Annotated in this window: 23 protein-coding genes and 1 pseudogene; 11 read left to right on the top strand and 13 right to left on the bottom strand. The window is 70.3% G+C overall.

Features of this window, described 5'->3' with window-relative positions; all coding sequences use genetic code 11:
- Positions 1–25: 25 nt before the first annotated feature.
- The 3 genes from BN12_RS12980 to BN12_RS12970 all read right to left on the bottom strand — a co-directional run bounded on the left by BN12_RS12980 (position 26) and on the right by BN12_RS12970 (position 3,170).
- Positions 26–910: a carbohydrate ABC transporter permease gene (locus BN12_RS12980; protein WP_048553060.1), complete on the bottom strand. Its 885-nt coding sequence runs from the start codon at positions 908–910 to the stop codon at positions 26–28.
- Positions 907–1,779, bottom strand: coding sequence for a carbohydrate ABC transporter permease (locus BN12_RS12975; protein WP_048553059.1), 873 nt, complete (start codon positions 1,777–1,779; stop codon positions 907–909). The genes BN12_RS12980 and BN12_RS12975 overlap by 4 nt, the downstream gene beginning before the upstream one ends.
- Before the next feature lie 74 nt (positions 1,780–1,853).
- Positions 1,854–3,170, bottom strand: coding sequence for an ABC transporter substrate-binding protein (locus tag BN12_RS12970; protein WP_048553057.1), 1,317 nt, complete (start codon positions 3,168–3,170; stop codon positions 1,854–1,856).
- Positions 3,171–3,292: 122 nt separating this feature from the next.
- Between BN12_RS12970 and BN12_RS26705 the strand changes: the two are divergent.
- From BN12_RS26705 to BN12_RS12950, 5 genes and pseudogenes are all read left to right on the top strand, one after another.
- Positions 3,293–3,484 (top strand): annotated as a pseudogene (locus tag BN12_RS26705) (LacI family DNA-binding transcriptional regulator); the annotation flags it as partial.
- 3 nt (positions 3,485–3,487) lie between these two features.
- The gene (locus BN12_RS12965) at positions 3,488–4,351 is read left to right on the top strand and encodes a substrate-binding domain-containing protein (protein WP_048553056.1); all 864 of its coding nucleotides are present in this window, start codon (positions 3,488–3,490) and stop codon (positions 4,349–4,351) included.
- 151 nt (positions 4,352–4,502) lie between these two features.
- Complete coding sequence (locus tag BN12_RS12960; protein ID WP_048553053.1) at positions 4,503–5,651, top strand: cupin domain-containing protein; 1,149 nt, start codon at positions 4,503–4,505, stop codon at positions 5,649–5,651.
- Positions 5,652–5,681: 30 nt separating this feature from the next.
- Entirely contained in the window at positions 5,682–6,596 is a 915-nt protein-coding gene (locus BN12_RS12955; protein ID WP_048553051.1) for an NAD(P)-dependent oxidoreductase, read from the top strand.
- Complete coding sequence (locus BN12_RS12950; RefSeq protein WP_048553047.1) at positions 6,593–7,576, top strand: aldo/keto reductase; 984 nt, start codon at positions 6,593–6,595, stop codon at positions 7,574–7,576. Before BN12_RS12955 ends, BN12_RS12950 begins: the two co-directional genes overlap by 4 nt.
- A gap of 60 nt (positions 7,577–7,636) precedes the next feature.
- On the opposite strand, the gene BN12_RS12945 is transcribed toward BN12_RS12950, so the two are convergent.
- Positions 7,637–8,410 carry an SDR family NAD(P)-dependent oxidoreductase gene (locus tag BN12_RS12945; RefSeq protein WP_048553046.1) on the bottom strand — a complete coding sequence of 258 codons (774 nt, stop codon included), beginning with the start codon at positions 8,408–8,410 and terminating at the stop codon, positions 7,637–7,639.
- Positions 8,407–9,783, bottom strand: coding sequence for a histidinol dehydrogenase (gene hisD / locus BN12_RS12940; protein ID WP_235432397.1), 1,377 nt, complete (start codon positions 9,781–9,783; stop codon positions 8,407–8,409). Before hisD ends, BN12_RS12945 begins: the two co-directional genes overlap by 4 nt.
- A gap of 81 nt (positions 9,784–9,864) precedes the next feature.
- Between hisD and BN12_RS12935 the strand changes: the two genes are divergently transcribed.
- From BN12_RS12935 to BN12_RS12925, 3 genes are all read left to right on the top strand, one after another.
- Complete coding sequence (locus BN12_RS12935) at positions 9,865–10,890, top strand: ester cyclase (RefSeq protein WP_048553043.1); 1,026 nt, start codon at positions 9,865–9,867, stop codon at positions 10,888–10,890.
- Positions 10,891–11,005: 115 nt separating this feature from the next.
- Entirely contained in the window at positions 11,006–12,004 is a 999-nt protein-coding gene (locus BN12_RS12930; protein WP_048553040.1) for a nuclear transport factor 2 family protein, read from the top strand.
- Positions 12,005–12,076: 72 nt separating this feature from the next.
- On the top strand, positions 12,077–13,351 hold the full coding sequence (locus BN12_RS12925; RefSeq protein WP_200901210.1) for a lyase family protein: 1,275 nt from the start codon (positions 12,077–12,079) through the stop codon (positions 13,349–13,351).
- A gap of 57 nt (positions 13,352–13,408) precedes the next feature.
- Here the strand turns inward: BN12_RS12925 and BN12_RS12920 are convergent, their stop codons facing one another.
- From BN12_RS12920 to BN12_RS12895, 6 genes are all read right to left on the bottom strand, one after another.
- On the bottom strand, positions 13,409–14,293 hold the full coding sequence (locus tag BN12_RS12920) for a carbon-nitrogen hydrolase family protein (RefSeq protein WP_048553036.1): 885 nt from the start codon (positions 14,291–14,293) through the stop codon (positions 13,409–13,411).
- Between the two features lie 81 nt (positions 14,294–14,374).
- Positions 14,375–15,748: a cryptochrome/photolyase family protein gene (locus BN12_RS12915; protein ID WP_157635481.1), complete on the bottom strand. Its 1,374-nt coding sequence runs from the start codon at positions 15,746–15,748 to the stop codon at positions 14,375–14,377.
- A 2-nt stretch (positions 15,749–15,750) separates the two neighbouring features.
- Positions 15,751–16,512 (bottom strand): SDR family NAD(P)-dependent oxidoreductase, encoded by a 762-nt coding sequence (locus tag BN12_RS12910; protein ID WP_048553031.1) that lies wholly within the window; start codon positions 16,510–16,512, stop codon positions 15,751–15,753.
- The gene (locus tag BN12_RS12905; RefSeq protein WP_048553029.1) at positions 16,509–17,801 is read right to left on the bottom strand and encodes an SAM-dependent methyltransferase; all 1,293 of its coding nucleotides are present in this window, start codon (positions 17,799–17,801) and stop codon (positions 16,509–16,511) included. The genes BN12_RS12910 and BN12_RS12905 overlap by 4 nt, the downstream gene beginning before the upstream one ends.
- Positions 17,798–18,484: a DUF1365 domain-containing protein gene (locus BN12_RS12900; protein ID WP_235432396.1), complete on the bottom strand. Its 687-nt coding sequence runs from the start codon at positions 18,482–18,484 to the stop codon at positions 17,798–17,800. The genes BN12_RS12905 and BN12_RS12900 overlap by 4 nt, the downstream gene beginning before the upstream one ends.
- A 62-nt stretch (positions 18,485–18,546) precedes the next feature.
- Entirely contained in the window at positions 18,547–19,830 is a 1,284-nt protein-coding gene (locus tag BN12_RS12895) for an NAD(P)/FAD-dependent oxidoreductase (RefSeq protein WP_048553023.1), read from the bottom strand.
- A gap of 117 nt (positions 19,831–19,947) precedes the next feature.
- Here BN12_RS12895 and BN12_RS12890 point away from each other — a divergent pair, with 117 nt between their 5' ends.
- The gene (locus BN12_RS12890; RefSeq protein ID WP_048553022.1) at positions 19,948–20,379 is read left to right on the top strand and encodes an SRPBCC family protein; all 432 of its coding nucleotides are present in this window, start codon (positions 19,948–19,950) and stop codon (positions 20,377–20,379) included.
- 15 nt (positions 20,380–20,394) lie between these two features.
- Positions 20,395–21,360: a MerR family transcriptional regulator gene (locus BN12_RS12885; RefSeq protein WP_048553020.1), complete on the top strand. Its 966-nt coding sequence runs from the start codon at positions 20,395–20,397 to the stop codon at positions 21,358–21,360.
- Between the two features lie 36 nt (positions 21,361–21,396).
- Here BN12_RS12885 and BN12_RS12880 read toward each other — a convergent pair whose 3' ends face one another.
- Positions 21,397–22,656, bottom strand: a complete 1,260-nt coding sequence (locus BN12_RS12880; protein ID WP_048553018.1) for an MFS transporter — start codon at positions 22,654–22,656, stop codon at positions 21,397–21,399.
- 134 nt (positions 22,657–22,790) lie between these two features.
- Here BN12_RS12880 and BN12_RS12875 point away from each other — a divergent pair, with 134 nt between their 5' ends.
- A complete protein-coding gene (locus tag BN12_RS12875) occupies positions 22,791–23,474 on the top strand; it encodes a GntR family transcriptional regulator (RefSeq protein ID WP_048553015.1) in 684 nt (227 codons plus the stop codon).
- 185 nt (positions 23,475–23,659) lie between these two features.
- Here the strand turns inward: BN12_RS12875 and glyA are convergent, their stop codons facing one another.
- A complete protein-coding gene (gene glyA, locus BN12_RS12870) occupies positions 23,660–24,994 on the bottom strand; it encodes a serine hydroxymethyltransferase (RefSeq protein ID WP_048553013.1) in 1,335 nt (444 codons plus the stop codon).
- Between the last annotated feature and the right edge of the window lie 151 nt (positions 24,995–25,145).

Genomic DNA, 25,145 nt, shown 5'->3' with positions numbered 1-25,145 from the left:
GGGAGTGGCGAGAGTCGGGGGCGCCTCAGCCCTTGACCGAGCCACCGGTGAGGCCGGCGACGAGGAATCGTTGGACGACCATGGCCAGGACGAGGATCGGCAGCGCCACGAGCACCGTCGCAGCACTGGCCTGCTGGAGCAGGGGCAGGTTCTGCCCGATCTGGGTGGCGATGAACACCGGAACCGTCTTGGCGTTGACGTCGGTGAGCACGAGGGCCATGAGGTATTCCTGGAAGGCGAACAGGAAGGTGAAGATGCCCGCCGTGACCAGGCCGGGCCCCATCACGGGCAGGATGACCCGAACGAGGGTCTGCAGACGGGTGCAGCCGTCCACCATGGCCGCCTCGTCCAGCTCTCGAGGGATCTCTCTGAAGAAGTTGCGCAGCAGCCAGATGGTGAACGGCTGGTTGAGCGCGACGAGAGCCACGAGGAGCGCGACCTTAGTGTCGTAGATGCCCAGCTTCTGGGCGGCCTCGTAGAACGGCAGCGCGACCGCGAAGCGAGGGAGCGCCCGGAACGCGAGTGCGAGGACGAGCAGGATGGCTCCGATCCGTCCCTCGTAGCGTGCCAGCGCGTAGGCCGCGGGAGCGCCCACCAGGAGAGCGACGATGACGCTGCCGATCGCGACGAGCACGGTGTTGAGCAGGTAGTGGGCGAAGCTGGTCTGCTGCCACAGGTCGACGAAGGTCTGGAAGGTGGGCCGGTAGGCGAACACCGGTGGGCTGGCGAACGCCTGAGCGGTGGGCTTCGTCGCCGCCATCGTCGTCCAGATGAACGGCGTGAGGAAGACGAAGGAGACCGCAGAGAGGATGAGGACGACGACCAGACCCGTGCGGCTCTTGGGTGCTGCCGCCTGCTCGTCGGCGGTCACCGGGCGCAGTCGCTCGCCGGTGGTGGTTGGAACGGTCATGCGCCCCGCGCCTCTCGGTAGGTCTGTCGGATGAAGGGCACGAGGAGGATGGCGATGATCACCATCGTGATGACGCTGACGGCGCTGCCGACGCCGAGGTTCTGGGTGCCCGCGGCGAACGCGATGTTGTAGACGTAGATCATGATGGACTCGTTGTGCAGCGACACGGCGCTGGGCGCGAGGGGTACCAACGCGTCGAACACGCGAAGGCCGTCCATGATCGTGATGAGGGAGATGAACCCCAGCAGTGGTCCCAGGGCGGGGATGACGACGTAACGCTGCTGCTGGAACCAGTTGGCCCCGTCGATCTGGGCCGCCTCGATGGACTCGGTGTTGATGCCTTGCAGGCCGGCCAGCAGGATGAGGATCGAGAAGGGCAGCTCGTGCCAGACGATGTTGCCGAGGATCATCAGCCGGTTGGGCCATTGGTCGGCGAACCACAACGGCGGGTCCGACACGCCGACGTGCTGGAGGATCCAGTTGATGAGACCCCCGAAGTTGGAGTCGAACAGCCAGGAGAAGGCCGTGGCGCCGATGACCGTGGGCACGATGTAGGACAGCAGCAGGAAGCCGAGGAACATGGGTCGTAGCCGGCCGACGCGCTGCAGGAGCACGGCGATGAGGAATCCGCACACCAGCTTCAGGACGAGGCCGGTCAGGGTCAGCCCCACGGTGAACAGGACCGCCTCTCGGAAGCGGCTGTCGCCCAGGATGCCGGTGAAGTTGTCCAGCCCGATGAACGTCCCGGGCGTGCCGTACGTCACCTTCTGCAGGCTCCAGACCACGGTCTGGAACAGGGGAAAGACGAGAAGACCGATCATGATGACGGCGCTGGGACCGACGAGGAGGACGAACTCCTTGCGACGCATACCGGGGTTCCTTTCGCAGGGGAAGGTCGGCTGACGTCGGTGAGGGCCGGCGATGGCCGGCCCCCACCGGCAGGTCAGGAACCGTCCGCCGCGATGACCTTCTCGCCGACTGCCTGGGCCTTCTGCAAGGCGTCCTGGACCGACACCTTGCCGGTGATCCCCTGAGCGAGGAACTCGCGGGTCTGGGTCTGCAGGTCGCTGGTCCACCTCTCCATGGGGGGTGTGGGGGCACCGGCGGACAGAGCCCCCTGGACCGCGTCGTACCACGGCATGTTCGAGGCGTTGGCGATGCCCGTCCGGGAGGGGAGCGCCGCCGGGACGGCGTCCTTGGCGGCAGCCTCGCTGATGGAGGCGGCCATGACCTGGAAGAGCAGGTCCTTGTCGACCTTGGTGTTCTTCGGGATGGTCCAGCCGTCGACGCTCACGGTGGCCCACGGCTTGCCGCCCGGCTCGAGGCTGGGAGCGGTGAAGAACCCGAAGTCCTTGTAGTACTTGGAGTTCTTCTCCTGCGTCAGGTCGAGCATGCGGCCGGAGTACATCTCGGCGATGGCGGCAGTGCCGTTGAACATCTGCTGCTGGACCTTCGGCTGGTCGAACGTCGTGACCTGCGGGTCCATGTACGGGGTGAGGTCCTTCAGCCACTGCAGGGACTTGGTGCCGGCCGGCGAGGTGAAGGTCAGCTTCTTGGTCGTGGGATCGATGTACGAGGTGCCCTGGGAGTACAGCCCCAGCGAGTAGCGCGTGGAGATGTCACCGGATGCCAGCAACGGCATGGCGAGGGGGTACTTGACCTTGCCCGACGCCTGGATCTTGGCGGCAGCCGCCTTGAGCTCCTCGAACGTCTTGGGCGGCTGGATGCCCAGCTCGTCGAAGATGTCCTTGCGATAGGCGAACGTCGTGACGTTGGCCTGGGTCGGCAGCCCGTACAGCTTGCCGTCGTAGGTCATCCCCTCGAGCATCGTCTTGTCGAGGTCGCCGAGCTTGAACTTGTCCTTGTACTTGGCGAAGTAGGAGTCCAGCGGCTCCAGCTTGTCGGCGTACTGCGGGATGACGAGGGAGTAGCCCTCGACGATGTCGTAGGTCCCCGTGGTGCCGTTGAGGGTGGTCGCCGTCTTCTGGACCTGGCCGGCGAAGTCGATGGGGTCGTGCTTGAACTTCAGGGTGTCACTGCCGCAGCTGGCGATCATCGTGTTGGTGAACGGGTCGATCGCGGACGAGTTGTATGCCAGCACGTTGACCGTCGTCGATGACGTGGGCTGGGTGATGTCACAGCCGACGTTCTTGGCCTGAGCCGCCCCTGTCTTGGACCCCGCGCCGCACGCGGAGGCCAGCAGGAGAGACGAGACCCCCAACGCCCCGATGGCGTAGCGGGCGACTTGTGTGTGACGCATGGAGCCTCCAAGGCGATCGAAATGTGATGTGCATACGTAGTCATAGATCGGGGTGCGCTGTCAACCCTTTGTTATGATTCGGCGCTCGAATCGTTGTCGCCGACACTGCTCCGGAGGGCCAGATGGTGGAACTGCCAGCAGAGGGCGGCACGACGAGGTCGCGAGGTGTAGCCGGTGCGCCGAGCGTCACCAGCCATGATGTCGCGCGCCTGGCCGGCGTCTCGCAGACGACGGTGTCCCGCGCGTTGCGCAACGTTCCCGGGGTCCCCGCAGCCACTCGCGACCGAGTCACGCGAGCGGCCGAGGCGCTCGGATACGTGCCGAACCAGCTGGGCCGGAGCCTGGTGAACCGCGCCACCCGCCGCATCGCCATGGTGATGGATCTCGGCAACCCGCTCTCACCCTCGTTGTTGACCCCGGTGCACGACGCCTTGGCGGCCAGTGGGTACCAGACGCTCCTGTTCGCCGAGCACCGCGGCCGGATGGACGCCCTCGAGGGTCTCTTCGACCGGTCGGTCGACGGGGCGATCCTGTCGACCGTCACGCTCGACTCGCGTCTGCCCTACGAGCTGGAGCGTCACCACACCCCTTTCGTCTACCTCAACCGGCTGAGCGATCTTGTCGAGCGGGACAGCGTGAGCGCCGATGATGCTGGCGGATCGGCTCAGGTGGCAAGGATGTTGCTCGATGTCGGACACCGCGACTTCGGGCTGCTCCTGGGGCCCGAGATGACGTCGACGAGCCGCGACAGGGAGGCGGGCTTCACGGCTGTTCTGGCGCAGCATCACCTCGCCGTGCCGCCCGAATGGATCGCCCGGACCGACTTCACCGAAGCGTCCGGCAGGGCTGCCTTCGACGAGGTGATGAGCGCGCCACAGCGGCCCACGGCCCTCTTCTGCGCGAACGACTGGATGGCCGTCGGCGCGCTCAACAGGGCGCGCGAGCTCGGCATCCGAGTGCCCGAGGACCTGACCATCGTGGGGTTCGACGATCTTCCCGTCGCCGGCTGGGCGACGATCAACCTGACGACGGTCGCCAATCCGGTGGAGGACAGCTCGGTGGCGGCGGCGAAGGCATTGCTCCACCGTCTGGAGGTCGGTCCCGACGAGGCGTACGTCCACGTCGTGAGCCCGACGCGTCTCGTCCTCCGAGCCACTCACGGGGCGCCGCCACGGCGCTGAGGCCCGCGCTTCGGACGCGAGACGTTCCGAGACCGCCGCTCCCGCAGCAGCGCGCAGAAGGGGCGCGTTGCCATTCATGACTACGTATGCGAAGATGACTTCGGCCCAAGTGAGGCCCTCCTAACCTCTCGTCGCTGATGGGACACTTCGCATGAACAGCACCCCCCACACCGTGATCTCCGAGGCCGAGCTGGCCGAGCGGACCATTCGCCGCGACGCGCTCGTGTCGTGCAACGCCGCGTTCATCGACTGCCGTACTCCGGGGTCGGATCTGAAGGAGAACTACGCCCTCATCGGCTCCGGGGTCTCCCAGAACCCCGACCAGTTCATCAACCTCCAGGTGCCGCACGGCTACAACATCGGTGGGGCCGCCATGCCGAACGGCGTGACGAACTCCCTGCACCTGCACTTCACGGCCGAGGTGTTCCTCGTGGTGGAGGGGGAGTACACCTTCCGGTGGGGCGTGGACGGCGCGGCAGGCGAGTTCGTCGGCCGCGCCGGCGACATCGTCTCCGTGCCCACGTGGATCTATCGCGGGTTCACGAACACGGGGCCGGAGGAGAACTTCATGTTCACCGCGCTCGGTCAGGACAACACGGGGGGCATCATCTGGGGCCCGAGCGTCCTTCGCGAGGCGGAGGGCTACGGGCTCTACCTCACGGCGGACAACGTCCTGGTCGACACGGTGGCAGGTGACAGCCTCGATCCGGAGGTCGAGCTGGTCACCCCGATGCCGCAGGACCAGATCGACGCACTGGAGGAGTGGTCGCCCGAGCGGATGCGCCGACGCCTGGTCACGGTCGAGGATCGCGTGTGGAGCAGCCGCGCCCTCATGTGCACCGCGGTCGACGGCGGCGAGGTGGACCTCGCTCTCATCATCGGGTTCGGCATCACCGAGCACCGCAGTCAGGAGCCGGCGATCTTCAACCCACACGGCTTCTCGCTCGCTGTCCTGCGTGCCGAGCCCGGAAAGGCGATGCTTCAGCACCGCGTCACCGAGACGCAGGTTCTCATCGTCCGGAAAGGGACCTGGGCGGTCCGTCTCAACGACCACGACTACGTCACCGTCACCCTCGAGGAGAACGACACGCTGTCCGTCCCCGTCGGCGCCTGGCGCGAGTTCAAGAACGTCGGCACCGAGACGGGCGAGCTCTACATCATCACCGGCGGCGACGGGCGGGTCCGGCTGGAGTGGGACGAGCTCGTCGTCAAGGGTGCACAGAACGAGGACGTGGCCTACGACGCCAACCGCTACCTGGCGCCCTGGTCGGTGGTCTCCAAGTCCGTCCAGGACGACTGAGTCCGTGGGTGCCGACACGAGGTGCCGAGGATGAGCCCGGGTGTCGTGGGCTTCCTCGGCGCGGGCCGGATGGGCGGCCCCATGGTCCGCAGGTTGCTGCATGCCGGTCACGACGTGGTCGTCTTCGACCCCAACCCCGCAGCGTGCAGTTCCGTTGCGGCGCACGGCGCGCGCATCGCATCGAGCGCCGCCGAGGTCGCCCGGGCGACCGACCTCACCATCTCCATCGTCATGGACGACCGCATCCTGCGGCGGGTGGCGCTCGCCGAGGACGGTGTCCTGGCGGGAGCGAGTCCCGGACACCTCTACTGCGATCTGAGCACCGTGTCCCCGATGGCCTCCGCCGAGGTGGCGGACCGGGCGGCCGAGGCCGAGGTGAGCTACCTGCGCGGCAAGGTGGCCGGGAGCGTCCCGCTGGCCGAAGCCGGCACCCTGACGGTGTTCACGTCGGGGGAGCGAGCCGACCACGACCGTGCCATGCCGGTCCTGTCCGCACTGGGCGAGAGGGTCCTCTACGTCGGTGGCGGCGAGGCGTCCCACTTCCTCAAGCTGGCTCACAGCGTGCTCGTCGCCGGGTATGCCGCGCTCGTCGGCGAGGCGATCACCCTCGCCCACCGTGGGGGCGTCGACTACGACCTCGCCATCGACGTCCTGGAGTCAGGGCCGTTGGCCTCGCGCCAGCTGACGCTCAAGGCCCCCCTGCTCCACTCCCGTGAGTTCGCCGAGCCACCCTCGGACATCGACACGGCTGCCAAGGACCTCGACCTCGTCCTGGCCTCGTCCCGCGCGGCCAGGGTCCCGATGCCCCTGACGGGTCTCGTTCGAGAGCTGATGGCCGGGGAACAGGCCCACGGTGACGGGGCGTCCGACATCTGGTCGGTCATCCGCGCGTTCGAGCGCCTCGCCGGACCGGCGTCCCCCCATACCTCCGACGAGCCGCGATGACCTCGTCCGTCATCTCGGCCCAGGCACGAGACGGTGCGATGGCTCGCATCGTCCTGGGCGGCAACATGCTGGGGACGCGCCTGTCGACCGGGGAGTCCTTCGCACTGCTCGACGCGTTCGTCGAGTCGGGCGGACGAACCGTCGACACGGCGGCGGTCTACTCGGACTGGGAGCCCGGTGCGGAGCCGGGCGCCAGTGAGCGCACGATCGGGTCGTGGCTCCGCTCGCGGGGGATGGACGCCCTCGGCGTGGCGACCAAGGGCGGACATCCGGCCGCGGAGACGCCGATGACGCCGCGCCTGGATGCGGCGGCACTTCGTGCGGACGTCGAGCAGAGCCTGACCCGGCTGGGTCTGGAGCAGCTCACCTCGTGGTTCGCTCATCGCGACGATCCGCGCCGCCCGGTCGACGATATCGTGGCCGACATCGAGCAGCTCCGCGAGGAGGGGTTGATCCGGTCCTGGGGACTGTGCAACTGGGCGACACATCGCCTCTGTCGCGCCGTCGAGCTGCGCGACGCCGGGCACGCGCCGGGTTTCGCGGCCACCCAGGCCGCCATGGCGCTCGTTGCGCCACGGCCGGGTGCGCTGGCGGCGGATCTCCAGGCCGCGGACTCCGACATGCTGGCGCTGCACAGACGGGCCGCCCTGCCGCTGTTCGCATACTCGGCGCAGGCCAAGGGCTACTTCGACAAGGTCGGCCGGGTGGCTGCCGACGACCCGACCATGGTCCAGTACGACACGCCCGCCAACCGTGCCGCCGCGGCCGTCGTCTCGGGGATCGCCACCACGCACTCGGTCACCCCGACGCAGGCCGCCCTCGCCGGACTGCTGGCCGTCGACCCGCTCATCCGGCCCATCGTCGGCTGCTCGTCGACCACCCGCCTGCGCTCGGTCGTGGCCGCCGCCGAGCTCACTCTCACGCCGGACGAGCAGAGCACGCTGCGCCGGATCGCCGCGACGACCGCCTCGAAGGAGTAGCGTCCGTCGCGCGCTCCGCGGGTGCTGGCCCGCTGGGTCAGCGCGCCGCGGTCCGGGGGATCAGCGCGCGACCATCCCGCCGGACAGGTCGATGTCGGCTGCCGTCAGGCCCGGGATCTGCAGCATCGCGACGAGTCCCTGCGCGACCTCCTGCTCCTCCACCATGCGTCCCAGTGCGGCGCGGGAGACGAAGGCCGCCTCCGCCTCGGCGGGCGAGGACCCCGTGCGCTGCGCGTCCAGCCGGAAGTTCCGCTCCATCCGCGGACCCCGCACCGGGCCCGGGGAGAGCGAGTTGACGCGGACGCCGCTGGTTCCGACCTCGTGGGCCAGGGTGGTGGTGAGACCGATGACGGCCATCTTCGAGGCGCAGTAGGGCGTTCGCCGCGCCAACGGGCGCTTCCCGCTGACCGACGCGACGTTGACGACGTCGCCGTCACCCGCCGACATCATCGCCGGGAGGAACGCCCGGCACATGAGATAGATGCCTCGGACATTGACCGCGAAGACCGCGTCCCAGTCGTCCGGCTCGATGTCGACGAGATCGGCGACGGGACCGGGGACTCCCGCATTGTTGACGAGGATCGAGATCCGTTCGTCGGCGCAGGCCGCGGCCAGTCGCGCCACCGAGTCGACGTCGGAGACGTCGCAGATCTCCACCCGGGCGCTCGAGGCCGAGAGGTTCAAGGCGGCGACCGCCTCGCGCAGCGTGTCCTCGTGACGGCCCACGAGGACGACGCGCGCACCTGCCGCGGCCAGCTGCCCGACCATGGCACGTCCGAGGCCGTTGCCGGCGCCCGACACCAACGCCGTCCGGCCGACCAGCGGCTGGCTCATGACGACGCCGTCGGGGCCCAGGGCACGGTCGTCCCGCGGATCTTGGCCGCCCTGACGTCGCCGGCCCGGGCATGGCCCTCGAAGAGCTCGACGCGAGCGGCCCGCCCGCATACCTCGCCCAGCAGGGCCGACGACTCGGGGTCGCGAACCTCCTGGTAGGTGACCGTCTTGAGGTACTTGCCCACCCAGAGCCCTCCGGTGTAGCGGGCGGCACCCTTCGTCGGCAGCACGTGGTTGGTCCCGATGACCTTGTCGCCGTACGAGACGCAGGTGCCCTCGCCGAGGAAGAGCGCGCCGAAGTCGTGCATGAGATCCAGCGCCTTCCGGGGGTCTTCGGTGAGGACCTCGACGTGCTCCGAGGCGAAGGCGTCGGCGAGGGTGAACGCCTCGTCGAGGGTGTCGACGACGTGGATCTCCCCGTGGTTGCGCCATGCGGGCTCGGCGAAGTCCTTGGTCGGCATGCCGGGGAGGAGGGCGTCGATGTGACGGATGACCTCCTCGCCCACCTCGCGGCTCGTGGTGATGAGGACGGCCGGGGAGTCCGGACCGTGCTCGGCCTGGCTCAGCAGGTCCACCGCGACGACGAAGGGATCCGCATGCGCGTCGGCGATGATCAGGATCTCGGTCGGCCCGGCGAACAGGTCGATGCCCACCGTGCCGAACAGCTGACGCTTCGCTTCGGCGACATAGGCGTTCCCGGGGCCCGCGATGAGATCGACCGGCCGCATCGTCTCCGTCCCCAGGGCGAGGGCAGCCACCGCTTGCACGCCGCCGAGCAGGTAGATCTCGTCGGCGCCGGCGAGATGCGCTGCCGCCACGGTGGCTGCCGGGATCTCCCCGTGGATGGGTGGTGTGCAGGCGACGACCCGGGGTACCCCGGCGACCTTCGCCGTGATGATCGTCATGTGCGCCGACGCCGTCAACGGGTAGCGGCCGCCTGGGATGTATGCCCCGGCGGCCGACACCGGCACATGTCGATGACCGAGGAAGACTCCAGGCAGGGTCTCCACCTCGACATCGTGCATCGAGTCCCGCTGGACGCGGGCGAAGGAGCGGACCTGACGCTGGACGAAGCGGATGTCGTCGAGCACCTGCGCCGGAAGGCCGTCGACGATCTCTTCGATCCGGGCCGGGTCCAGGCGAAACGCCTCCGGGCTCCAGTGGTCGAACCTCTCGGAGTATTCGCGTACCGCTTCGTCCCCTCGACGACCGACGTCCTCGATGATCTGCTCCACGGTGGCGCGAACGGATGGCTCGGCCCCCCTCTGCGTGCTCGTGCGGGGTGCTGCCTTCAGGACCGTCTTCATCGTCGCCTTCGCGGGGAGGTGGGGGATCGAGGCTTCTATAGTTGCGTAGTTATCAAGGAACTTCAACCTCGCTATTTCAAGCGAGAATCGCATATGGTTACGTATGCGGCCTGAACTGCAGGCCCGTTGAGAGGACGTGATCCAGCCGTGGCGCTCGAGCCGGTGGCCTACCAGCCCTACAGGGACCCCGACGACTTCATCCGGGAGGTGACGGACCGCATCTGGGTCGACCGCGACGTCGACCACATCGTGGACAACTACGAGCCCGACTCCGTCGTCCACGTGGCGTTGGGCACCATCACCGGGCGCGACGAGGTGATCACCGGCAGCACGATGCGGATGGCTGCCTCCGCCCTGCAGCCCGGCTCGATGCCCGGTCAGGCTGCGGATGTCGTCTGGGAGGCCCGCGGCGGCGACGCGTTCCTCAGCTCCCACCTCGTCTTCCGGGCCGAGGACCAGCTCCACGCGGGTCGGCTGTGCCACGTGGAGCTCCACAGTGTGGCCAACTGCCTCTACCGGCGCGGGCGCATGGTGGAGGAATGGATCGCTCGCGACGGCCTGGCCCGCGCCCTGCAGACCGGCCAGGACCCCGATGAGCTGGCCCGGGGACTCGTCTTCCGCGGCTACTCGGGCTCCTGGGTGGAGCGGGCGCCGGCCGATCCGCTGGCCGAGGGCGACAGCGGTCCTCGTCCCGACGACTACCGGGCCGAGTGCCAGGTCGTTCTCGAACTCGTCGAAGAGGTCTGGAACAAGCGCAACTTCGCCCGTCTGAAGGACCTCATGGTGCGCGACGTGTTCCTCCACAGCAGCGGCGGACGCACCTACATCCGCCCCAAGGGATACCAGGACGAGACCCTCCGTCCCCTCCTCGCCTTCCCCTCCGGACGGTTCGAGGTCCGCGACCTCCAGACCAACTACGCCATCCGATATGCCGGCCTGCGGATCTCGGTGCTGTGGAAGTTCGTCGCGCCCTACGACGGGCAGCCCCTGTACGGGCCCACCACCAACCAGCCGGTCGACCTGCTGGGGGTCTCCCAGTTCCTCGTCCAGGAGGGCAAGATCGTTCGCGAGCGCCGCATCTACGACGAGGTCGCGCTCAGGGCGCAGATCAACGCCGCTCGAGGCGATGGTGCCGAGCCGTCCGACGTGACGCCGAACATCTACTTCTTCTGACCGACCCGTCCGCGGCTTCCGACCGACCCGTCCGCGACGCCCCCGCGGACGGGTCGGCGCGCCGGACCGCGGTGCCACTGAACCCGAGCCGTCTCCGTTCGACGAAAGCAGGACCATGCCCATCAGCGACGCCACGTACGCGCCCTTCGACAGTCCCGAGGAGTACATCCTCCAATGGACGGACAGGATCTGGAGGGACTACGGCCTCGGCCGCCTGGAAGACCACTACGCCGCCGACATGGTCGTGCACGGCGCCTACGGGCCGATCCGTGGCATGCAGACCGTCCTGCGGGGCTCCTTGGCCAAGAAGAGCGCCTTCCCCACCCGGGTCGGAACCGCCGAGGACGTGATCTGCGAGCAGCGGGGAGCCGACGCGTTCATCAGCCACCATCGGGTCTTCCACTCCGGCCCCCAGACCGGATGGTGGACCTACGGGCCGCCCACGGGGCGCAACTCAGAGTCACGCAACATCGCCATCTGCCTCGTCCGCGACGGCCTCGTGGTCGAGGAGTGGGTCGTCCGCGACGAGTACCGCGTCGTCACGACCCTCGGGCTGGACCCCGAGCAGATCGCGAGAACCGTCGCCTTCACCGACGAGCCGGATGGGCTGTTCGGCACCGCCGCTCCCACCGACGTCCTCGTTGCGGGCGAGTCGGGGGTCCGGCCCGAGTCCCATGCCGACGAGGCCGCTCTCATCAACGAGTTCATCAGTGCGGTCTGGGGCTTGCGACACCTGGAGCTCGTGCCCGCGTTCACCCAGCGTGACCTGTTCCTGGAGACGACCCGCGCCAGGGTCCGCACCCGAGCCGACAACTACCAGTCGGACCTGGTCCAGATGCTCGCTCCGTTCCCCGACGCGGTGGTCGAGGTCCGCGACATCGCCGTGAACACCGCCGCCGAACAGGGAACCAGGGTCGGCGTGCTGTGGCGTCTCAGCGGCACCTACGACGGGGCCCCCGCCTATGGGCCGGTGACGCGATCCCCGGTCGAGATCCTGGGGGCGTCCCAGTTCCTTCTCCGCAAGGGCAAGATCATCCGTGAGTGGCGAGTGTTCGACGAGATCGCCGTCATGGCCCAGATCGCCAGGGCCCGTGGCGACGTCCCGCAGGCGTGAGCCACGCCCGATGATGCCCCTCCTCCCAGAGCCGTCGTCGCGGCCGGGCGCCGCAGCCCGAGGATGTGCCTCATGACCGAACCGGACCCTCGGGGAGCCGACCTCTTCGGACCGCAGACCCGGCTCGCCATCGACAACTTCCCGGCAACGAGTCGCCGCCTGGACGACGTTCCAGAGTTCCTTCGTGCGTACGCGAGGATCAAGGCGGCGTCGGCACTCGCCAACGTGGAACTCGGCGCGGTAGACGCTGCCAGAGGGTCCGCCATCGTCCGGGCCGCACACGAAGTGGCCGAAGGTCTGCATCCGGACCAGTTTCCGACCGCGCTCGTCCAGGGAGGCGGCGGGACCTCGACCAACATGAACGTCAACGAGGTCATCGCCGCGCGGGCCACCCAGCTGCTGAGCGACCCCGGCGCGGCGGCGGACCCCACGTGGACGGTGCATCCCAACGACCATGTGAACAGGTCGCAGTCCACCAACGACACCTACCCGACCGCTATGGCCCTGACCCTGCTCGAGCTGACGCAGCCTGCCGGCCACGCGCTGGAGGTCCTCGAGCTCGCCCTCCTGGACAGGGCTCGGGCCTTCAAGGACGTCGCGCGCCTGGGACGGACGTGTCTGCAGGATGCCGTGCCGCTGACCGTCGGGCAGACGCATACGGCTCAGGCCGCCGCCCTGGGACGTCACCGTGTCGACCTCGCTGCCGCCGTCGAGGCTCTCACCGCGCTGCCGATCGGTGCCACCGCGATCGGCACCGGAGTCGGGGCCCCGGACGGCTTCGCCGAGCGTGCCGTCCACCATCTCAACGAGCTCACGGGCCGGAGCCTCACGACGGCACCGGACTACTTCGATGCCTTGGCCCACCTCGACCCCTACCTGAGCCTGGCAGGCGCCATCGTGCGCCCCGCGGTCACCATGGCCAAGATCGCGGCGGACCTCCGTCTCCTGTCCTCCGGACCCAAGGGTGGTCTCGACGAGGTACGCCTTCCGGTGCTTCAGGCCGGCTCGTCGATCATGCCCGGCAAGGTCAACCCCGTCATCCCCGAGCTGGTCATGCAGTACAGCTACCGGATCCGCGGCGCCGCCCACACCGTCGAGCTGGCCGTCGCCGCGGGCGAGCTGGAGCTCAACGTCATGGAGCCCGTCGTCCTGGACGCCCTCGTCGGATCGCTGTCCGACCTCACCGTGTCCGCGACGACCTTCGCCCAGAAGTGCGTCGCCGGGTTGACCTGGAACCGCGCCGCGGTCGACCGCCATCTGCAGGGGTCGCTGGAGCGTCTCGTGGAGGACGCCGGCAGGCTCGGCTACCAGCACGCCACCCAGAGAGCCGCGAGGAACACCCCCTGACCGCCCCCGGCTGCGGTAGGTGGATCCTCACGGTCTGCGGCACGACATGGTGCCGCCTCAGCTCTTCTGGCCCCTGTTGTTGGCCGCGGACCACGTCAGGGGGGAGATGACGCCCTGGTAGAGGGGCAGCGGGATCGGGTCGTCGTCCGGGAGGAACTGGCTCCAGGGGCGGGTGAAGCCGAAGCTGCCGAAGCGGCGGGCGTTGTCGACCGTGTCGAGGTCGACGACGGCGGTGAGGATGCCGGGGGTGGCGTTGGGCAGCTCGCTGAGGATGGTGCCCTCCGGCCCGACGAGGACCGAGTGGCCCTGTCCCGACGGGCCGGCGGCGTTGACGCTCGCGACGAACACCTGGTTGACGGTGGCGTTCGCCCGGGCCAGGACGATCTCCTGCTCCCGGTCGACGGTCGCGGTCTTGACGACGTTGAGGATGATCTCGGCGCCCATCCACGCGAGGTGGCGGCTGCTCTCGGGGAACCAGGCGTCGTAGCAGATCGACAGACCGACGCGCCCGAGCTGAGGGATGTCGAAGACGACGAACTCACGCCCCGGCCTGGCCCCTTCGAAGGGTCGCCACGGGAACACCTTCCGGTAGGTCGCGACGAGCTGCCCGCGCGGCGAGTAGACGACGGCGGTGTTGTAGACGTGACCATCGGCTCCCAGCTCGGAGACGCTTCCCGGGCAGAGCCAGACCTGCAGGTCGGCGGCGAGACGCGACAGGTACCGGTGTCTCGGCCCGTCCGCGATGGGCTCGGCGCTGTCGCGCACGCTGCTGCCCTCGAGCGGGCGGGTGTCGTCGTCGGCCAGGTGCAGCTCCGGATAGACGAGCAGCTGCGTCTGGGGGAAGAGCCGAAGCGTCGTCGAGGCGTGTCGTCCGAACCCCTCGAGGTCGTCGGGTCGGCGCCCCGGCGCTTGGGCGAGGGCGAGACACAGGGGTCGGCTCACGGGTACTCCTCCAGGCTGTTCGGCCCTGCCACCGTAGTACCTCCAGGCGGCCGATCTCGGAGAGCCTCCTGACGGGTCGGGTCAGCGCTTCTCCTGACGGGCGCGCTCGTAGCGAGCGAGCGACTCGCGTCGCTCCTCGGCGTGGTCGACGATGCGCTCGGGATAGCCGTGGGCATACCCGTCGGGATGCCGCCAAGGCTCGTGCGCCGCAGGACCGTCGAGGTGGGCGAGCTCTGGGACCCACCGACGGATGTAGTCGCCTGCGGGGTCGAAGCGCTTGCCCTGGTCGACCGGGTTGAAGATCCGGAACCACGGTGAGGCGTCGGTGCCGGTGCCGGCGACCCACTGCCACCCGTGACTGTTGGAGGCGATGTCGCCGTCGAGGAGGTGGTCGAGGAAGTGCCGGGCACCGGTGGGCCACCAGACGTGCAGGTCCTTGACGAGGAAGCTGGCGGTGACCATCCGGAGCCGGTTGTGCATCCAGCCCTCGGCGAGCAGCTGCCGCATACCGGCGTCGACGAACGGGTATCCGGTCCGTCCCTGCCGCCACCGCTCGACGAGCTCACCGGTGACGGGTCCCTCGTCGTATGGGAGGGCGGTCAGTGTGGTCCTGAGGTCGCGCCACGCCGAGCCCGGGTGCTGCCACAGGACGTCGGCGTGGAACTCGCGCCACGCCAGCTCGGTGGTCAGGCGCTGAACCCCGGCGCTGCTGGGGCACGGGTGTCGAGCCAGGTCGGCGAGCATGGTTCGCGGATGGATCTCGCCGTAGGTGAGGTGGACGGACATCCGGCTCGTCGTGTCGAGGTCGGGGCGATCACGCTCGATCGCGTAGCGCTCGAGCCCGTCCGCGAGGAAGCCCTCCCAGCGCTCGAGGGCGGCCCGCTCGCCTGCGCCGCTGGTCGCGACACCGCCCGGCCGGGTTCCGTCGAGCACCGGGTCACCGTCGACCCCCGTCGCCCAGCGAACCCGTCCCGGAGCTGCGGCGGGCGCAGGCCAGCCGTGTGCGCGCCACGCCTGGGAGTAGGGCGTGAAGACCTGGTAGGGCGCGCCGGCGCGCGTGCGCACGATGCCCGGTCCGACGGCATACGGCGTTCCCGTCGCGACGAGGGCTCGCCCGTCGGCGACGAGCGCGTCCCGGACCCGCGCATCCCGGCGTCGGCCATAGGGCGTCGTCTCCCGTGTCACATGCACAGTGGTCGCTCCCACCTCGGAGGCCAGCTCCGGGAGCACGTCGGCCGGGTCGCCGCCACGCATCACGAGCGCTCCACCCGTGGCGTCCGACAACGCCGCCAGCGATGCTCCGAGACGCTGGACGCGTACACCGCCGGAGGCCGTCAGGACCGGATCGCGGACGAAGACCGGCAGCACCTCCTCGCCGGAGTCGACGGCGGCGACGAGCGCGGGGTGGTCGTGCAGGCGCAGGTCGCGGCGCAGCCACAGGATCGAGACGCCCACGGTCATCTCCTGCGCGGACGGGTCAGGCGCGACCAGAGCCCGACGGGCACCAGCCGCGCCGCCTTCATCAACAGTGCCATCCGGAGGGGGAAGACGATCTCGGCCCGGCGCCGTTCCAGTCCGTCGGCGATGGCTCGGGCCGCCTCGTCGGCGTCGATGATGAAGGGCATCGGGAAGCTGTTGGCCTGCGTCATCTCGGTGCGGACGAAGCCCGGGCACACGGTGGTGACGCGGACTCCCGCACCGGCCAGGGCGGCCCGGAGGGACTCCAGGAGGTTGATCTGGGCCGCCTTCGTCGCACCGTAGGCCTCCGCTCCGGGCAGCCCGCGATAGCCGGCGACCGAGGCGATGCCGACGAGGTGGCCGCTGCCGGTCCGGGTCAGGTCCGGCAGCACTGCGTCGAGGACGTTGTTCAGGCCCAGGAGGTTCACGCTGACGTGCTGCTCGAAGACCTCCCGGCTCCACACGTCGCCCTCGAACTGCCTCCAGTGGCCCGCGCTCCACACGACCACGTCGAGGCCTCCCAGAGCACTCCGCACCGTGTCCGCGCCGCGGGCCACGGCGTCGGGATCGGTGACATCGAGGGGCACGGTGGTCATCCCGCCGCCCGAGACGCGTTCGAGGTGGTCGGCACGTCGAGCACTGATCGCGACCGTCGCGCCCCTGCCCACCAGCTCGCCGGCGAGGGCGGCACCGATCCCGCTGGAGGCACCCACGACCCAGTAGCGCCGGCCGCGGATCGGGTGCCCCTCCCGCTCGCTCATCGCGTCGCCCCTGTGGGCCGCCGCAGGCAGATCTGGGCGACATCCAGGTAGCCCGCCGCGAACCCCGCCTCACAGTAGGCGAGGTAGAACTCCCACGTGCGGCGGAACTCCTCGTCGAACCCCAGGCGGCTGATCTCCGGCCAGCGCTCCTGGAAGCGGTGACGCCACCGTCGCAGCGTCTCCGCGTAGTGTGCGCCGAAGGTGTGCACGCCGGCGAGGCGCAGGCCGGTATGCCGTTGGGCCACGTCCTCCACGGCCCGCAGCGAGGGAATGAGTCCGCCGGGGAAGATGTGCTTCTGGACCCATCCGTACGACCGACGCGTCGCGAGGAAGCGGTCGTGCGACATGAGGATCGCCTGGATGGCGACTGCGCCTCCGGGGCTGAGGTGCTCGTCGAGCGTCTCGAGGAACGCCGGCCAGTACTCCTCGCCGACCGACTCGATCATCTCGACGCTGACGATCGCGTCGAAGGACCCCTCGAGCTCGCGGTAGTCCTGGAGCCGGATCTCGACGAGGTGGTCCACCCCGGCCGCGATGGCACGCTCCTCGGCCAGCGCCGCCTGCTCGCCCGACAGGGTCACGGTGACCACCCGGGCGCCGCGCCGTGCCGCCTCGATCGCCAGCGTCCCCCACCCCGTGCCGACCTCGAGGACCCGCATGCCCGCCTCGACCCCGGCCAGGTCGAGGATGGCGTCCACCTTGCGCAGCTGAGCCTCCTCCAGGCTCTGCCCGGACCACGGTCCGTCGTCGAAGAGGGCAGAGCTGTAGCTCAGGGTGTCGTCGAGGAAGGCGGCGAAGAGGTCGTTGCTCAGGTCGTAGTGAGCCTCGACGTTGCGGCGCGCGCCGGCGGGCGAGTTCCGCTGAACCGCGGGGATCGGCCGGTCGACGAGGCGCCGCAGCCGCTGGAGCCCCGGTGGGACCGCCGTCGCCAGCCGCTCGGCGAACGGCAGCAGGACGTCGGCGAGGTCGGTCCCGGGAGCCGCGCGCCAGTCGCCTGCCACGTAGGCCTCGCCGATGCCGATCTTGGGCTGGTGCCCGAGCCGCTCGAAGAGCGCAGCGGGCCGGACGACCTGCAGGACCGGCCGGGACCGGTCGGACGGGTGGTGGGTGCCGAGGGTGGACCCGTCCGGCAGCTCGAGGTCCACCGGCACCCGCCGCGCGACGGAGGCGAGGACTCGGCGGGCCAGCGCCGCCCGAAGGCCGAGAGGGAGGCAGGGTCGGCCCGGGCGCACGACCGCCGGGGTGCTCCGTCGTGCCGTCGTGGCCGGTGCGGGAGGCGTGTCGCTCATCGGACGGTCTCCTCGTCGTGCCAGGGACGGGTGAGAACCGGCAGCCGCCTCAGCCACAACCGCATGCCATGGATGCGGATCAGCGCGCTGACGCGGTGCGTCATGAACAGGTGTCGGACCGTGACCTGAACGACGGACCGCCACGTCGCCGGTACCGGCGTGCCGCTGGTCGTCGCCGTGAGGACGCGACGCCCGCTTCGGTCGAGGCCGACCGTCACCGACACCACCTCCGGCTCGAGGCGGAGCCGGATCGCATACCGTCCGGTGACGTCGTTGAAGGGGGAGACGTAGAAGGCCTTGTCGACCGATGCGCGGCCGGTGTCGTCGACCTCCACGAGGTAGGCGTGCCGCTCGCCGTAGGTGTTGTGCACCTCGAGGACCACGGCGCGGAGCTCGTCCTCGACGGTCAGGCACCAGAAGACGGTGAGCGGGTCGAAGACGTGGCCGAGGCTGCGGGCGTGAGCGAGCATGAGGACCCGGTCGGCCGGCTCCAAGGCGATGCCCCGGCGTGCGAGGAACCGGGCGAGGTCCCCTCGGATGCCGGCCCCGGTGCGTCCGCGGTCCAGGTGATCCGCGGCGGTGAAGCTAGCGAGGAGGCGGGTGGGCCAAGGGAATCGGGGCAGGTCGTCGATGTCGACGAGCCATTGGACGTGGCGGTGGTCGAAGGTATGCCGCAGTGGCACGCGGCGTGTGTGGCTCACCCTTCCGACGACGAGGGAGGGCACGAGCGGGGGAGCGACCCGCATCACCAGCGCACTCCGAACCGCTCGGCGGCGTCGACGCCGGAGCGGCAGCCGTCCTCGTGGAACCCCCAGCCCAGGTGGGCACCGGCGAAGGCGAGGCGGGCACCCCCAGCGGTCCGCAGGTGGTCCGCTGCGGCCACGGCGTCGTGGGTGAAGACCGGGTGCTCGTAGGTCATCCGGGCGGTGACGGTGGTCGGGTCGACGAGGCCCGTCGGGTTCAACGTGACGATGTGGTCCACCTCGTCCTCCAGGTCCTGCAGGCGGTTCATCCAGTAGCTCACCGCGACCTTCGGCGCCGGCTCGGAGCAGGAGCGCATGCGGTAGTTCCACGACGCTCTCGCCCGAGGGACCGTCGGCAGGAGCGAGGAGTCCCGGTGGAGCCAGACCTCGTTGACGGAGTAGGGGATCGCGGCAAGGCTCGCCTTCTCCTCCGGCGTCGCGTCGGCGAGCAGCTCGAGCGCCTGGTCCGCATGCGTGGCGATGACGCACCGGTCGAAGCTCCCGAGGGTCCCGTCCGCGGTGCGCACGTCCACGCCGTCCTCATGCCGCTCCACCGCGGTGACCGGATTGCCACGACGGACGGGGCGGAGGCGATCGAGGAGCCGCTCGACGTAGACGACCGAGCCGCCGGTCACGGTTCGCCACGTCGGCGAGCCGGTGACGGTGAGCATTCCGTGCCGGTCGAGGAAGCGGAGGAGATGGCGGGCCGGGTAGGCGGCCGACCCGACGTCACCCGAGGACCACACGCAGGAGACGAGGGGCAGGGCGAAATGGTGGACGAAGTAGTCGGAGAACGCATGCCGCTGCAGGAACTCGCCCCATGTGGGGTCGTCTGGGGAGTCCCTGAGCAGCAGTGCCCGGGCAGCGCGGTGGAATCGCGGCACCTCGGCGAGCATGCGGACGAACCGACGGTCGGCGAGCCGGCGCGGCTGGGCGACGATTCCCCCGGCGCCGCGTCCACCGGCATACGACAGGCCGCAGGACTCGCAGCTGATGCTCATGCTCATCTCGGCGCGTTGGGTCGGCACGTCGAGATCGCGGAACAACCGCCGCAGATGGGGATAGGTGCGGTCGTTGTGGACGATGAACCCGCTGTCGATGTGCAGGACGCGCCCGTCCGCGGCCCTCACGTCGTGGGTGTGCGCGTGTCCTCCGACCCGCTCCTCGGCCTCCAGGACGGTGACGTCGTAGACCGACCTCAGCAGGTATGCCGCCGTGAGGCCGGAGATGCCGGCGCCGACGACGGCCACGGCCGGCCTGCGGGGCCGGGCTGATGCTTCGTTCACGGATCTCCTCGATCGACCGTCCGACGGGCGCGCCGTGGACCGTCTAGGGATTGTCTAGGGTTATCTCACGAACGTACCCTGTGTGTCTAATGTTCGTCAAAGGTTAGGTGCTCGGCCATGCTCATCGTTCGCACCGTCACGGTCAGTGCTCCGGCCGACCGGGTCTTCGCCTATCTCAGCGACTTCACGACGACCACCGAGTGGGATCCGGGCACGATCCGCACGACGCGCCGGTCCGGCACGGGTGAGGTGGGGACGCGCTACCGCAACCGATCTCGTTTCCTCGGTCGGGAGACGGAGCTCGACTACGTCGTGCAGGAGTTCGTCCCGTCGCGTCTCGTGCGGCTGCGTGGGGAGAACCGGACGGTCGTCGCATACGACACGATGACCGTCGAGCCGGCGCCCGGAGGAGGGACGACCGTCGACTATCGCGCGGAGCTGACCGTCAAGGGGGTGGCCCGGCTCGCGACCCCGCTCGTTCGCGTCGCCTTCGAGAGGCTCGCCGACGACGCGCAGGCGGGTCTGCGGGCCGCGCTCGAACGCCTCTGACACTCTGGACAGACCATGTACACGATCAAGCGCGCGGCCGAGCTGACGGGCGTCTCCGTGCCGACGCTGCGCGCCTGGGAGCGGCGGTACGAGGTGGTCTCCCCGGAGCGCTCGGGGGGCGGGTACCGGCTCTACGACGACGCGGCCGTGGACGCTCTGTCGTTGATGAACTGCCTCGTCCACGACGGGTGGACGGCGAGCCTCGCCGCCGAGGAGGTCCGGCGACGGCTCGCTGAGAACGGGCCGCCCGACGCCCCGCGCCGGCCGTCCGAGGAGTTGTCCGCGGCGGCGCAGGACGGTGGAGAGCGGAGCTCCTGGGCTCGCTCAGGGACCGGTTCCGCGCCTCTTGATCCACTCCCCACCCTGGATCTGCTGACCCCAGCATCGCGGCTCGATGCCACGGCGGTGGGGGTCGTGCTCGACGAGGCGTTCTCCCGCGCGTCGTTCGAGACGGTCGTCGACGACTGGCTCATGCCGGCCCTGCGCGAGCTGGGCGAAGCCTGGGCCGACGGGCGGGTCACGGTCGCCGGTGAGCACCTCGTCGCCCACGCCGTCCAGCGCCGGCTCGCCGCAGCGTTCGAGGCCGCTGGAAGCCGCCCGGCCCGAGCCCCGAGGGCGCTCGTCGGTCTGCCGGAGGGGGCCCGCCATGAGTTGGGCATCCTCGCCTTCGCGGTCGCCGCCCGCCGCGCCGGGATCGGGGTGGTCTACCTCGGTGCCGACCTGCCGGCAACCGACTGGGTGGCTGCGGTCGGGCGAGGCGATCCGGACGTCGTCGTTCTCGCGGTGCCGACCCCGTCCGATGTCGCGGCTCTCCGACGTCTCGTGGTCGACCTCTGGCGGACCGTGCCCCGTCTGCGCATCGCCGTCGGCGGTGACTGGCAGTCGGAGGCACCTGAGGAATGCCTTCGACTCGGCCATCGGATCGGTGATGCTGCCCGTGACCTCGCACAGGTGCTCAGCCCGCTCGCCCTCGGGCCGTAGCGGGCCGGCGCCCGTGTCCGCGGGCGGCGGGGGTCGTCAGACGGTCGCTCGGTGGCGGTGCGCGGCCCAGATCATGACGGGGATGAGGAGGAGTGCGAGGAGGCCGGAGGCGAGGGACAACATGGCGTAGCTCGTCGCGGCGGCAACGACACCCGATGCGACGCCGCCGGTGGCGCCGGCGAGCGCCACGAGGACGTCGATGCTGCCCTGGGTCTGGGCCCGGTTGGCGAGTGACGTGCCGTCGACGACCATCGCGGTGCCGGAGATGAGCCCGAGGTTCCACCCGAGGCCGAGGAGGACGAGGGCGACGATCGTCAGGCCGAGGGAGTCCGACGGCGCGGTCGCGGCGGTGACACCGGCGAGGAGCAGCGCGACGGCGGAGGCGATGGCCATCGCTGCTCGTCCGACGCGGTCGACGAGCAGGCCGGTGATGGGGGAGGGCAGGTACATCGCGGCGATGTGGACGCCGATGACGAGCCCGACGTCGCCGAGGTCGTGGTGGTGGGCCCGCATGTGGATCGGGGTCATCGTCATGATCGCGACCATGGTGATCTGGGTGAGCACCATCGTCGCCGCGCCGACGTATGCCGTCGGCTCCGGTCGCGGGACGGGTCCCGTCGCGTCCGGGGCGCTCGCCGGCCGGGACTCCGCGTCGAGACGGCGGGCGAGGAGGAGCGGGTCGGGCCGGAGCAGGAGGACGAGGACGGCTCCGGCGGCGAGATAGGCGACGGCGGCGAGGAGGAAGGGGCCGCTGAGGGCCGGCAGGTGCAGGTGCTGCGCCAGGCGGCCGAGCGGGTCGACGAGGTTGGGGCCGGCCACCGCGCCGAGCGTCGTGGAGACGAGGGCGAGGCTGACGGCGGCACCGCGACGGCTGGGGAGGGCGAGGTCCGTCGCGGCATACCGGGCCTGGAGGTTGGTCGCCGTGCCGGCGCCGTAGACGAAGAAGGAGAGGAAGAGGAGGGGGATCGTGCCCGACGCCGCCGCGACGACGACGCCGAGGGCCCCGACGCCGCCGACGACGAAGCCGCTCCCCAGACCGACGCGTCGGCCCGCGCGCCGGCTCAGCCGCCCGACGAGGTAGGCGGCGAGGGCGGAGCCGAGGGTGAACAGGCCGATGGGCAGGCCGGTCACCGCGTCGGAGCCGAGCAGCTGCTGGGCGAGGAGACCACCGACCGTGACGCCGGCGGCGAGTCCGGCCCCGCCGAGGACCTGGGCCAGGATCACGGTGCGCAGGGTCCGGCGTTGGACGCGTGCCCGCTCGGCCTCGCGCAGCTCGTGCGGTGTCGTGGCGGTCATGGGGGTCTCTCCGGCATGGCGAACGGCTCGTGGGTGGTGACGGGTGCCCACACCGGCACAGCGTGGGGGGTCGCGGGACAGCATACCAACTTGTATCCTAGTCGTATCCCAGAAGCGGCCAGGAGGTGGTTCTCGTGACGACGGACCGGCGCGGCACCGCGGCCGCCGCGGCGCACGCACACATCCGCGCCGAGATCGTCGAGGGTCGCCTCTCCCCGGGGACCATGCTCAGCGAGAACGAGCTCGCGGCGTCGCTCGCGATGTCCCGCACCCCCGTCCGGGCGGCGCTCGCGCGGCTCCAGGAGGAGGGGTGGGTCACCATCTATCCCCAGCGCGGCGCGCTCGTCCGCCAGCTGACGCCCCAGGAGATCGCCGAGTCGGCGCAGGTCCGCTGTGCCCTGGAGACCGCGGGCGTGCAGTATGCCGCCGTCGGACAAAGGCAGGCGCTCGCCAGGCCCCTGGGCGACAGCCTCGCCCGGCAGGAGTCCGCACTGAGCGGCGGTGACTTCGGGGCCTTCACCGAGCTGGCCCAGGAGTTCCATCGCGCGTTCGCCGCGCTCGGCGGGAACGAGCTGATGATCGCGATGTACGACCGCATCCAGGACCGTCAGCACCTGTCCATCGTTCGCAGCGCGCCGCACATCACCGCGCGGCCGAGCGCGATCGTCGACGAGCACCGCCTGCTTCTCGCACACTGCCTCGCGGGGGACTGGCCCGCGTTCGGCCGCGCGCTGCGAGGGCATCACGAGGTGAGCAACGACCTGGAGACCGCGCGACCAGATCCCTCGGCGGACGGGAGCCCGCACGCCGAGGGATGAGCGGCCGAGCCGGCCGGGGGTGCAGCGGGGCGAGAGTGTCAGGCGGATTGAGGTTCGCCCCGCTGCACCTGCTCGTGGGCGGCTCGATGGGCGCTCGGCCGATCGGCCCGGGGCCATGAGGTGCTCGGATGCCGCGTCGAGGACCCGGCCGGCCGCATGCCGTGACGGCCGGCCGGGCGCGGGGGTCAGCGAGGGCTGCGGCCCAGCTCCGGGTAGAGCGGGAAGCGGGCGGCGAGCGCGGACACGAGGTGGTCGAGGCCGTCGAGGTCGGCCGGGGTGGCGTCCGGGCGCAGCGCGTGGGCGATGACGTCGGCGACCTCGGCGAACTCCGCGTCGCCGAACCCGCGGGCGGCGAGCGCCGGCGTGCCGATCCGGACGCCGGAGCTGACCATCGGCGGCCGAGGGTCGAACGGGACGGCGTTGCGGTTGACGGTGATGCCGATGTCGTGGAGGCGGTCCTCGGCCTGCTTCCCGTCGAGCTCGGAGTGGCGCAGGTCGACGAGGACGAGGTGGACGTCGGTGCCGCCGCTCACGACATCGACGCCGGCGGCCCGCGAGTCGTCGGCGAGGAGGCGGTCGGCGAGGATGCTCGCGCCGCGGAGGGTGCGCTCCTGCCGCTCCCGGAATGCCGGTTCCGCGGCGAGCTTGAAGGCGACGGCCTTGGCGGCGACGACGTGTTCGAGGGGGCCGCCCTGCTGGCCCGGGAAGACCGCGGAGTTGAACTTCTTGCGCAGCTCGTCGGTGGCCAGGATGATCCCGCCGCGCGGGCCGCCGAGGGTCTTGTGGGTCGTCGAGGTGACGACGTGGGCGTGGGGCACGGGGGAGGGGTGCAGGCCCGTCGCGACGAGCCCGGCGAAGTGGGCCATGTCGACCATGAGGTAGGCACCGACGGAGTCGGCGATCCGCCGGAACTCGGCGAAGTCGAGGTGCCGCGGGTATGCCGACCACCCGGCGACGATGAGCCGCGGGCGGTGCTCCTCGGCAAGGCGCGCCACCTCCGCCATGTCGACCCGGTGGTCGTCCTCGCGGACGTGGTAGGCGGCGACGGTGTAGAGCCGGCCGGAGAAGTTGAGGCGCATGCCGTGGGTGAGGTGCCCGCCGTGCGCGAGGTCGAGCCCGAGGATCGTGTCGCCGGGGGTGAGGAGGGCGGCCATGGCGGCGGCGTTCGCCTGGGCGCCGGAGTGCGGCTGGACGTTCGCGTACTCCGCGCCGAAGAGTGCGGTGACCCGGTCGATGGCCAGCTGCTCGATGACGTCGACGTTCTCGCAGCCGCCGTAGTAGCGCCGCCCGGGGTAGCCCTCGGCGTACTTGTTCGTCAGGACGCTGCCCTGCGCCTCCATGACCGAGATGGGGGCGAAGTTCTCGCTGGCGATCATCTCCAGGGTGCTCTCCTGCCGCACGAGCTCCTTGTCGATGGCCGCGGCGACCTCGGGGTCGGCCTCCCGCAGCGGGCGTCCGATGACCTCTCGGGGATCCACCGTGGCGGTGCCCGTCCCCGCGTTCGTCGTCGTGGTGACCATGGCCGAACCTTCCTAGTCCAACAATCGGTGCTAACTAATATATCAGTTGTGCGAGCAGGTCCTCCACCGAGCCGCGCGCGTCGTGCTGACCCCGGCAGGTGCGGGCTTGTCGTGGTTGCCGAAGCGTTCCAGCCACGGAAAGCTCACACCT

Origin of the sequence: Nostocoides japonicum T1-X7, from assembly GCF_001046855.1 — a bacterium.
Taxonomy (GTDB): domain Bacteria; phylum Actinomycetota; class Actinomycetes; order Actinomycetales; family Dermatophilaceae; genus Nostocoides; species Nostocoides japonicum.
The sequence above is the reverse complement of the archived record's forward strand: the minus strand, read 5'-3'. Positions and strand labels throughout refer to the sequence as shown.

Bases quoted from the DNA above. Each gene is read 5' to 3' on its own strand.
- BN12_RS12880 (WP_048553018.1), bottom strand. From the start codon at position 22,656: ATGACCGCCACGACACCGCACGAGCTGCGCGAGGCCGAGCGGGCACGC.
- BN12_RS12945 (WP_048553046.1), bottom strand. From the start codon at position 8,410: ATGAGCCAGCCGCTGGTCGGCCGGACGGCGTTGGTGTCGGGCGCCGGC.
- BN12_RS12910 (WP_048553031.1), bottom strand. From the start codon at position 16,512: ATGAGCGAGCGGGAGGGGCACCCGATCCGCGGCCGGCGCTACTGGGTC.
- BN12_RS12905 (WP_048553029.1), bottom strand. From the start codon at position 17,801: ATGAGCGACACGCCTCCCGCACCGGCCACGACGGCACGACGGAGCACC.
- BN12_RS12975 (WP_048553059.1), bottom strand. From the start codon at position 1,779: ATGCGTCGCAAGGAGTTCGTCCTCCTCGTCGGTCCCAGCGCCGTCATC.
- BN12_RS12930 (WP_048553040.1), top strand. From the start codon at position 11,006: ATGCCCATCAGCGACGCCACGTACGCGCCCTTCGACAGTCCCGAGGAG.
- BN12_RS12980 (WP_048553060.1), bottom strand. From the start codon at position 910: ATGACCGTTCCAACCACCACCGGCGAGCGACTGCGCCCGGTGACCGCC.
- BN12_RS12960 (WP_048553053.1), top strand. From the start codon at position 4,503: ATGAACAGCACCCCCCACACCGTGATCTCCGAGGCCGAGCTGGCCGAG.
- BN12_RS12955 (WP_048553051.1), top strand. From the start codon at position 5,682: ATGAGCCCGGGTGTCGTGGGCTTCCTCGGCGCGGGCCGGATGGGCGGC.
- glyA (WP_048553013.1), bottom strand. From the start codon at position 24,994: ATGGTCACCACGACGACGAACGCGGGGACGGGCACCGCCACGGTGGAT.
- BN12_RS12890 (WP_048553022.1), top strand. From the start codon at position 19,948: ATGCTCATCGTTCGCACCGTCACGGTCAGTGCTCCGGCCGACCGGGTC.
- BN12_RS12925 (WP_200901210.1), top strand. From the start codon at position 12,077: ATGACCGAACCGGACCCTCGGGGAGCCGACCTCTTCGGACCGCAGACC.
- BN12_RS12885 (WP_048553020.1), top strand. From the start codon at position 20,395: ATGTACACGATCAAGCGCGCGGCCGAGCTGACGGGCGTCTCCGTGCCG.
- BN12_RS12950 (WP_048553047.1), top strand. From the start codon at position 6,593: ATGACCTCGTCCGTCATCTCGGCCCAGGCACGAGACGGTGCGATGGCT.
- BN12_RS12970 (WP_048553057.1), bottom strand. From the start codon at position 3,170: ATGCGTCACACACAAGTCGCCCGCTACGCCATCGGGGCGTTGGGGGTC.